This window comes from Pseudoxanthobacter sp. (assembly GCF_036822375.1).
Lineage (GTDB): Bacteria > Pseudomonadota > Alphaproteobacteria > Rhizobiales > Segnochrobactraceae > Pseudoxanthobacter.
The window spans coordinates 3930-12587 of the sequence record NZ_DAISHT010000099.1 but is presented as its reverse complement, the minus strand read 5'-3'; the positions used below and the strand labels follow the sequence as shown (position 1 = coordinate 12587).

The following is an 8658-nucleotide window of genomic DNA, read 5'->3' as shown; positions in this document are numbered from 1 at the left end:
AACCGATTGTCGACCTTGTCGATACAATCCTCGACGGTCACACGGGCCATCGGTTGACTCCAATTCGTGGGGACGAGTAATCCTCAATAGAGTTCGCCCGGTCGAAAGGCAAGCGCCGCGCGTCCGGTCCCGAACGCCCCAGCCATGCGCGGGCCGGGGGCCAGGTCGTTCCGACTACGGATCAGGTCGTTCCGGCAAGGGATCAGGTCCGTTCCGGTCAGGCGGGTGCCGCAGCTTCCGCAGGCGCTTTGCCGCGGACAATCGCCTCGCCGGCTGGCGGCGCCCCGTGCGTATGCCGCAAGGCACACGATACGCTACACACATAACGATCTGCGGGCGCTAACGATCTGCGGGCGCGATCCGGCCACGGTGCCGTTAGCCGGGTGTCCCGGCCGCAAAACGCGCCGTGCCGTCCGCGCTGCTGCCTCCCGGCCATCCGGTTCGCACCGGGTTGTCGCCGGCGATGGCCACCGCGCAAACGGAATCCGCCGCGGGCGCTGGCTGCTTCCATTTTTGCTGTTCCGGAGACAAAATTAAGTCACATTTTTTTCAACTCGAAACTGGTAAACGCCCTTTCGGTCCGCCTGCAAATCGCGCACACTCTGTGCGTGTGAAGAGCATTGATATTTCATTTATTTTTATTGGTGCATTGCGATGAACCGACCCGTCAAAGACCCCTTCAATTTCGATCCGCGTGAAAAGATCGCTCTTTTTATCGACGGAGCGAACCTCTATGGCGCAGCAAGGGCAATCGGGTTCGATATCGACTATCGACGGCTCCTGGAGGAGTTCCGCGGCCACGGCTATCTTCTGCGCGCCTACTATTACACGGCTCTCATCGAAGATCAGGAATACTCGTCGATCCGCCCGCTGATCGACTGGCTGGACTATAACGGATACACCGTCGTTACCAAGCCGGCGCGCGAATTCGTCGATCAGTCCGGCCGCCGCAAGGTGAAGGGCTCGATGGATATCGAGCTGGCCGTCGATGCCATGGAACTGATCGAGCATGTCGATCATTTCGTGCTGTTTTCCGGCGACGGCGATTTCCGCCCGCTTGTCGAGGCCATTCAGCGGCGGGGCCGCAAGGTGTCGGTGGTTTCCACGCTGTCGACCCAGCCGCCGATGATTGCCGACGACCTGCGCCGGCAGGCCGATCATTTCGTCGATCTCACGGCGCTGGAAGCCCGCATCGGCCGCGACCCTTCGGAGCGCAACGCCCGGGCGGCGGAACGGCAGGAGCGCATGGAGCGTTTCAGCCGCGATAACGATACGGCGGATGCCTGACACCATGACGCGCGCTGCCAGCGAGGCGCTGACCAAGGCCAGCCGCCGGGCCGGCCTCGGGGCCAGTGCCGCACAGCCGGTTTCCGTCACCGCCGATCCGCCCCGCGACTGCCCGGCCTGCCCGCGTCTGGCCGCCTTCCGCGACCAGTGGCGACTGGCCGAGCCGGGGTGGTTCAACGCGCCGGTGCCAACCTTTGCCGCCCCGGATGAGACCGTGGCGCTGCTGGTGGTGGGCCTTGCCCCGGGCCTGCGTGGCGCCAACCGCACCGGACGCCCCTTCACCGGCGATTATGCCGGCGACCTGCTCTATGCCACGCTGACCGCGCGCGGGCTGGCCCGCGGCCGCTTTGCCGCCAGCCCCGACGACGGGCTGCAGCTGGTGCGCAGCGCCATCACCAATGCCGTGCGCTGCGTGCCGCCGGAGAACAAGCCGACCGGCGCGGAGATTGCCGCCTGCCGGCCGTGGCTGGCGGCAACCATCGCCCGCTTTCCGGCGCTCGTGGCCATGGTCGCGCTCGGCCGGGTGGCCCATGAAACCGTGCTGAGCGCCGCCGGCCTGCCGCGGGCCCGCGCGCCGTTCTCCCACGGCGGCGAACATGACCTGCCGGGTGGCATCCGCCTGTTCGACAGCTACCATTGCAGCCGCTACAACACGAACACCGGCCGCCTGACCGAGCCGATGTTCCACGCCGTGTTCGACCGCGTGGTGCAGCATATCGGCCCCGCCTGAGCGCCGCGGAACAAGAGCCGCCGGCCCTGCGGCGGCCGGGGAGAATGCGCCGTGCCACAAAACGAGACGCAGCAAGACGAACCGAGGCAGGACGAACCCAAGCAGGACGAACCGCTGCGGGACGGGACGCTGCCCGGCGGGGAGGCCCTGGCCCCCGTTGCCTTCGCCGCCCACGGCATGGCGGCCGAGGCACTGGCGCAGGGCGCCACCCTGAGCGACCTGCTGGTGCCGGCCGGAGACGGCCTGCGCCGCGTCGTGCTGGGGTTTGCCGACCGACGCCACTACCGCCCCAATCCCGCCCATGTCGGGGCCACCGCCGGGCGTTATGCCAACCGTATCGGCGGCGCACGCTTCATCCTCGACGGCCAGACCCACGCCCTGCCCGTCAACGACGGCGGCCGCAACACGCTCCACGGCGGGCCGCAGGGCTTCGGCCAGCAGCCCTGGCAACTGGCCGCCCGCAGCACCGGTGCCGTGACCTTCCGCCGCCTTTCGCCCGCCGGCGAGGCCGGCTTTCCCGGGGCGCTGACGGCAACCTGCACCTATGCCCTGCCGGAACCCGGCGTGCTGCGGGTGACGCTGACGGCAACCGCCGACGCGCCGACGGTGGTCAACCTCGCCCACCACTCCTATTTCACCCTCCTGCCGGGCAGTTCGGTGCGCGGGTACGACCTGCAGGTCCGCGCGGCCCGCTTCACACCCGTCGACGACGCCCTGATTCCCACCGGCGAAATCGCCCCGGTGGCGGGAACCCCGTTCGATTTCCGCACCTTCCGCCGCCTCGACCACTGGGGCGACGGAACGTTCGCCTACGACATCAACTTCGTGCTCGACCGCGCCGGACCGGGCCTTGCCCATGCCGCCACCGTGCGCTCGGCCGCCGCCGGCCTTGCGCTGGAGGTGTGGACGACGGAGCCGGGCCTTCAGGTCTATGACGCGAAATATCTCGGCCCCGAACCGGTGTGCCGAGATGGCTTCCGCCCCTTTCCCCATGCCGCGATCTGCCTTGAGGCGCAGCGTTTTCCCGACAGCCCCAACAAGCCGGGCTTTCCTTCCGCGGTGCTGCGGCCGGGCGCCGAATACCGGCAGGTGACGGAATATCGTTTCCGGCCGTTTTCGGGCTGAACGCCCGGTGCAATCGCCCCGCCGCCGCGCCATAATCGCCGCGGCGGATGCGCGGGCGGGACGCGGGAGAGCGGACGGTGCAGGCAGGCGGCGGAGCGGACGGGAAGGCCGGCTGGCTGTGCCGCGATTGCGGCGCCGGCAGCCATCGGGCTGCTGCGGCCGTGCCGGCGCAGCGCTGCCCGGCCTGCGGCAGCCCGCGCCTCGTGCGCCATGACGAGCTGAACGGCCTCAGCCTTGCCCACGTCGACTGCGACGCCTTCTATGCAACCATCGAGAAACGCGACAACCCGGCGCTGCGCGACAAACCGCTGATCGTCGGCGGCACCGGGCGGCGCGGCGTCGTTTCCACCTGCTGCTACATTGCGCGCATCAGCGGCGTGCGCTCGGCGATGCCCACCTTCAAGGCGCGCGAACTGTGCCCGCAGGCGGTCATCGTGCCGCCGGACATGGAAAAATATGCCGCCGTCGGCCGGCAGGTGCGCGCCATGATGCTGGCGCTGACGCCGCTGGTCGAGCCGCTTTCCATCGACGAGGCGTTTCTCGATCTGTCGGGCACCGAGCGGCTGCACGGCGCCCCGGCCGCGGCGGTGCTGGCCGGTTTCGCCCGGCGGGTGGAACAGGAACTCGGCATCACCGTTTCGGTCGGGCTGTCCTATGCCAAGTTTCTGGCCAAGATCGCCTCCGATCTCGACAAGCCGCGCGGCTTTGCGGTGATCGGGCGGGCCGAGGCACCGCTGTTTCTGGCGGCAAAGCCGGTCGGCATTCTGCCGGGCGTCGGCAAGGCGGCCGCGGCGCGGCTGGCGGAAGCCGGCATCACCTCCGTCGGCGCGCTGGCAACCCGCGATCCGGCCGATCTCTTCCGCCTTGTCGGTGCGCCGGCCATGCGCCTCATCCGCTTCGCCCGCGGCGAGGACGACCGCGCCGTGACGCCGGATGCGCCGCGCAAGAGCATCGGCGCGGAGACGACCTTTGGCGAGGATATCGCCGACCCCGCCCGGCTATCGGCCACGCTGCGCGCACTTTCGGAAACCGCCGCGCGGCGCCTCAAGGCCGCCCGCCTTGCCGGCCGCACCGTGACGCTGAAACTGAAGACGCCCGATTTTCGCCAGTCGACACGCAGCCGCCGGCTGGCGGACCCGACCGCGCTTGCCGACCGCATTCACCGCACCGCGACCGATCTGCTCGCCCGCGAGCCACGCCGCGCCTATCGCCTCATCGGCGTCACCGTCTCGGACCTGACCGACGACATCGCCGCCGATCCGCCGGATCTGGTCGATCCCGGCGCCGGCCGGCGGGCGAAGGCGGAAGAAGCGATGGATGCCATCCGCGCCCGCTTCGGCCGCGACGCGGTGGAAACGGGCCTGACATTCGCCCACCTGCACCGCGACCGCGACAAGCCGGACCGCTGAGGCCGCCCGGCTCCCCGAAAGCCACGGCCGGCCCGAAAACCATGGCCGGGCGGCGCCCGGCCTGCCCGGGCCTCAGTTGGCGCAGGTCGCCTTCGGCAGCATGTCGATTGTTTTCAGATGGGATGAAATAACGAAGTCGCCATAATCGAGTTTCAGCCGCCGCGTGACCCCGTTGGCATAGAGCAGGAACGACATCTCATAGACCGGCGTCTGTTCGCCGGTCGCCGCGTTGTTGATGTCGAAATAGCTGAGCCGCACCGGCCAGCGCTCGATGCCCTTCAGCGCCGCGACAGCCTTCGGATCGTCGCCGTCAGCGGGATCGTCCTTCGTTGCCGCCGGCCCGACGATGGCGGTGGTGGTGTAGACCTTGCGGCCATCCTCGGAGCCGTCGAACAGATCGGCCTGCACGATGCGCTGGCCGGCACGGGCGGCCACGATGAGGCGGGCGAGATGCTGCGTCGGAAACAGGGCGCCGGCATCGATGGTGGCGGTCATCTTCTCCGGCTCGATCAGGTCGATGGCGATGTGACCGTCCTTGCGGGTGGCGACGCCCTTGGTGGAATCGCTCGGCTCCTGATCGACGAAATTCTGGGTGAGGAACTGATAGGTCACGCCGTCGCCGGCCTCGAACGACGTGGTGCGCAGGTCGGTCAGCCGGCTGCCGCCCTCGTCGTCATTGAGATCGGTCATCATGCGGAACGTCACGGAAAAGCCGTCGCAGGCCGCGCCGGTGATTTCGTAAACCATGCGGCCGGTCACGCCGGAAACGCCGGCATTCGATTCGGCGCTCTCAAGGCCCAGATCGTAGACGGCACGATGCGCCGTAAACCCCTTCAGCACTGCCGCTTCCTGCGGGGAAACGGCGTTGACGATGCCCGCGGGCGCAGGCGACGTGGTTGCGGCCAGCCGCACGGCAGAAAGCGGCCGCGCCGGCCCGGCCGGGCCGGAACCGGCGGCCAGCGCCGCAGCCGGCAGCATGAGGCAGGCCGCAAAGCCGGCGGCAAGCGTGGCCGCGACAAAACGCGGGGCCCGCCCGCGCCGCGTGCCTCCGTCCGGGCCGGAAAAGCTGCTGCTGCCGGACCGGCGGACCGAAACTGACGCCATCACTCAACTTCCTTCCGAACGCCGCCGGGCGGCCGATGCCGGTTGTCTGCGCCGGTCTGCATGCCCCTCGCGGCAAAACCAAGGCCTGTTCCCCTGCCCCGGGCGGCAGCGGCGCCGGCCCGACCGCACGGCGGGCACCACAGCAGGCACAATGCGAGTGAAGCCGGTTCCGCGGCCCGTTGCAATGCCGCCGGCCGGGTCGTGGCCGCACTTTGCCCGCCTTTTCCGCCCACGGCCGGCCATTTGCCGCGCATGGCGCCGGGCCGGCGGCGGGCCTTGCAATCGCGGCGGTTTCGGCTGCTTATCGCACTGTGCCCGGCAGCCCGGTTGAAAACCGCGCGCTGCCGCCCCACGTCTGCCGCCCCACGTCCCCCCCGGCGTGCCTGCCCGCAGCCCTCCCGCGGCCGGGCCGGCGCGCCCGGAAACAGCCCTGAGGAACAGCCGCATGTCGGAAACCGTCGAAGCCCGCCTCGCCGCCCTTGGCATCACCCTGCCGAGCCCGGCCGCGCCCGCCGCCAACTATGTGCCGACCGTCCTGCACGGCGGCCTGCTCTACATCTCCGGCCAGCTGCCGATGGATGCCGAGGGTCTGCGCTATCGCGGCACGCTGGGCGCCGGCTTCGACATCGACGATGCCCGCGCCGCGGCCCACCTGTGCGCCGTCAACGTGCTGGCGCAGGCGCGCGCCGCGCTGGGCGATCTGGAGAAGATCGTCCGTCTGGTCAAGGTCACCGGCTTCGTCGCTTCCACGGCCGATTTCGGCGACCAGCCGAAGGTGGTGAACGGCGCGTCCGACCTGTTCGTCGCCGCCCTTGGCGAGCGCGGCCGCCATGCCCGCTCGGCGGTGGGCGTCGCTGCCCTGCCGTTCGGCGCGCCGGTGGAAGTGGAGGCGATCTTCGCCGTCGCCTGACCCTGCCGGGGCGGGGCAGCCGGCGCCCGCACGGCCCGGCCGCCCTTGCCCGGCCGCCATTGCCCGGCCCGCGCGGCCCGGCCGCCTTTGCCCAACTGCCTTTGCGCGCCCCACCGTTCGCCTTCTGAAGCGGAGCTTCGCCCGATGGCCCGACGCCGGAACACACCCGACTGGCTCACCGCCACGCCGATTGCCCACCGCGGCCTGCACGATGCCGCGCGCGGTATCGTCGAAAACACCCTGCCGGCCGCCGAAGCCGCCATCGCCCATGGCTTCGCCATCGAATGCGACGTGCAGCTTTCCGCCGACGGAGCGGTGGTGGTGTTCCATGACGACACGCTGGAGCGGCTGACCGGCGCCGCCGGGCCCGTGGCGCGCCGCGATCTCGCCGCCCTGCGGCTGCTGTCGCTGAAGGGCACCGACGCCCGCATTCCCACGCTGCAGGAGCTGCTGGAGCTGGTGGACGACCGCGTGCCGCTGCTGATCGAGCTGAAGAGCACCTGGCGGCGCGATGGCGGCAAGGCGCTGGTGGCCGCGGTGGCCGGCGTGATGGCCGCCTGCCGCGGGCGTGCGGCGCTGATGTCGTTCGATCCCGATATCGTGGAACTGCTGCATCTGGCGCTGCCGGACCGCCCCGTTGGCATCACGGCGGACCGGGCCCTGCGCGGGCCGGATTATGCCGGCCAGTCGGCCATCACCCGGTTCGGCCTGCGCCACCTGCTGCACGGCCCGCGCACCCGCCCGGATTTCGTCGCCTACGATGTCGCCGCCCTGCCGATGCCGGCCACGCTGGTGATGATGCGCCTGCTGCACCGCCCGGTGCTGACGTGGACGGTGCGCACCGAAAAGGACCTGTTCCGCGCCCGCGCCTTTGCCGACCAGATCATTTTCGAGGGCTTCGTGCCGGAGAACCCTCAGCGCTGAGGCGCCGCCTAGCCGCCAGCCGGGCGGCGGTGCTGACCGCCAGCCCCGCCGCCAGCACCAGCCACGCCGGCCGGACGCCCGCCACCAGACTGAAATTGGCCGCCGCCACGGTGCGCCATCCCGCGGTGGTCGCCACGCCATACCACAGCGCCTCGATGGCAATGGTGGCCGCAAAGGCGGCCAGCGACAGCCCGGCCAGCACGCCAGCCGCCGGCACGCCCCGTCCGCGAACCACGAGGCGGAACCCCATCAGCCACACGAACAGCCCGCTCATCAGCACCGGTTCGGAAACATCGAACCGCGTCTGCAGGAAGAAATGGACCAGCGCCAGCACCGCCGCCGGATAGACCAGCCGGTGCAGCCACCGCCACCGTGACGCCCCCATGGCGCGGATCGCCGCATCGGCCGAGGTCGCCGCCAGCAGCGCCAGCGCCAGCAGCGCCCCAAAGCCGATGGTCAGATAGATGCGGTGCACGATTTCGCCGGCGATGACGCCGAGGTTCCATTTCTGATCGGCGCTGTAGAGCGTGAGATGGAGGGCCGCATAGGCAAAGGCCGCCACGCCGACCATGCGGCGCACCAGCATCAGCCGCGGCCGGGCGAACAGCGCGATCGCCGGGGTGACGGCCAGCGACAGCACCAGAAAGCGCAGGCTCCAGTCGCCGCAGGCATGCAGCGCCACCGTCACCGGCCGCGCCCCCGGCTGACCGCCGCCGGCCGCAAAGCCGGCCGCGATGGCAAGCCCCGGCAGCAGCAGCAGCCCCAGAACCGCGGTCTTGAGGGCGGAGAAGCGACCGGCCCGGTCGTTCCACGGAACATGGCGGCGGATATCCATCGCGGACCTTCCCGGTTTTCCCGCCGGCCGATGCGCCGCGGGCCAATGCCCCGGCCCGGATGCGGGCACGGCTGGCCCTGTGTTCTACGCGGCGCCGGCCGCGCTTATTACAGCCCGCCGGCGCCGCGCCCAGCAAGGGGCGGCCGCACAGACGGGACCGCCGCCCTTTCCGCAACGCCCGGCCCCGCGCGGCCCGACGCCGGCCCGGCAAAGCAGGGCAAACGGGGCACGGTCAACCGGGGCGGGGCAGACCGGGGCGGGGTAAACCGGGCAAGGCGAACCGGAGTGCGGCAAAACCGGCGAAGCACCGGGCGCCATGCCCGTCGCCATGAAA

Annotated in this window: 8 protein-coding genes; 6 read left to right on the top strand and 2 right to left on the bottom strand. The window is 70.4% G+C overall.

Going from position 1 to position 8658, the window contains the following annotated elements:
• The first annotated feature begins 654 nt into the window (after positions 1-654).
• The 4 genes from V7067_RS10725 to V7067_RS10710 all read left to right on the top strand — a co-directional run bounded on the left by V7067_RS10725 (position 655) and on the right by V7067_RS10710 (position 4551).
• Positions 655-1287, top strand: coding sequence for an NYN domain-containing protein (locus V7067_RS10725; RefSeq protein ID WP_334175894.1), 633 nt, complete (start codon positions 655-657; stop codon positions 1285-1287).
• 4 nt (positions 1288-1291) lie between these two features.
• Positions 1292-2017 carry a uracil-DNA glycosylase gene (locus V7067_RS10720; protein WP_334175893.1) on the top strand — a complete coding sequence of 242 codons (726 nt, stop codon included), beginning with the start codon at positions 1292-1294 and terminating at the stop codon, positions 2015-2017.
• 51 nt (positions 2018-2068) lie between these two features.
• The gene (locus tag V7067_RS10715; RefSeq protein WP_334175892.1) at positions 2069-3142 is read left to right on the top strand and encodes an aldose epimerase family protein; all 1074 of its coding nucleotides are present in this window, start codon (positions 2069-2071) and stop codon (positions 3140-3142) included.
• Positions 3143-3258: 116 nt separating this feature from the next.
• Positions 3259-4551, top strand: a complete 1293-nt coding sequence (locus V7067_RS10710; protein WP_334175895.1) for a DNA polymerase IV — start codon at positions 3259-3261, stop codon at positions 4549-4551.
• Between the two features lie 72 nt (positions 4552-4623).
• Here the strand turns inward: V7067_RS10710 and V7067_RS10705 are convergent, their stop codons facing one another.
• Positions 4624-5655, bottom strand: coding sequence for a cell envelope integrity EipB family protein (locus V7067_RS10705; protein ID WP_334175891.1), 1032 nt, complete (start codon positions 5653-5655; stop codon positions 4624-4626).
• A gap of 445 nt (positions 5656-6100) precedes the next feature.
• Between V7067_RS10705 and V7067_RS10700 the strand changes: the two genes are divergently transcribed.
• Together V7067_RS10700 and V7067_RS10695 are read left to right on the top strand one after the other, a co-directional pair.
• Positions 6101-6565, top strand: coding sequence for a RidA family protein (locus V7067_RS10700; protein ID WP_334175890.1), 465 nt, complete (start codon positions 6101-6103; stop codon positions 6563-6565).
• 144 nt (positions 6566-6709) lie between these two features.
• Positions 6710-7489 carry a glycerophosphodiester phosphodiesterase family protein gene (locus V7067_RS10695; RefSeq protein ID WP_334175889.1) on the top strand — a complete coding sequence of 260 codons (780 nt, stop codon included), beginning with the start codon at positions 6710-6712 and terminating at the stop codon, positions 7487-7489.
• Here V7067_RS10695 and V7067_RS10690 read toward each other — a convergent pair.
• Positions 7449-8324: a ferric reductase-like transmembrane domain-containing protein gene (locus tag V7067_RS10690; RefSeq protein WP_334175888.1), complete on the bottom strand. Its 876-nt coding sequence runs from the start codon at positions 8322-8324 to the stop codon at positions 7449-7451. The genes V7067_RS10695 and V7067_RS10690 overlap by 41 nt on opposite strands.
• Positions 8325-8658: the final 334 nt, after the last annotated feature.

Excerpts from the sequence above, each read along its gene's own strand:
- V7067_RS10690 (WP_334175888.1), bottom strand. The coding sequence starts at position 8,324 with ATGGATATCCGCCGCCATGTTCCGTGGAACGACCGGGCCGGTCGCTTC.
- V7067_RS10695 (WP_334175889.1), top strand. The coding sequence starts at position 6,710 with ATGGCCCGACGCCGGAACACACCCGACTGGCTCACCGCCACGCCGATT.
- V7067_RS10700 (WP_334175890.1), top strand. The coding sequence starts at position 6,101 with ATGTCGGAAACCGTCGAAGCCCGCCTCGCCGCCCTTGGCATCACCCTG.
- V7067_RS10720 (WP_334175893.1), top strand. The coding sequence starts at position 1,292 with ATGACGCGCGCTGCCAGCGAGGCGCTGACCAAGGCCAGCCGCCGGGCC.
- V7067_RS10705 (WP_334175891.1), bottom strand. The coding sequence starts at position 5,655 with ATGGCGTCAGTTTCGGTCCGCCGGTCCGGCAGCAGCAGCTTTTCCGGC.
- V7067_RS10725 (WP_334175894.1), top strand. The coding sequence starts at position 655 with ATGAACCGACCCGTCAAAGACCCCTTCAATTTCGATCCGCGTGAAAAG.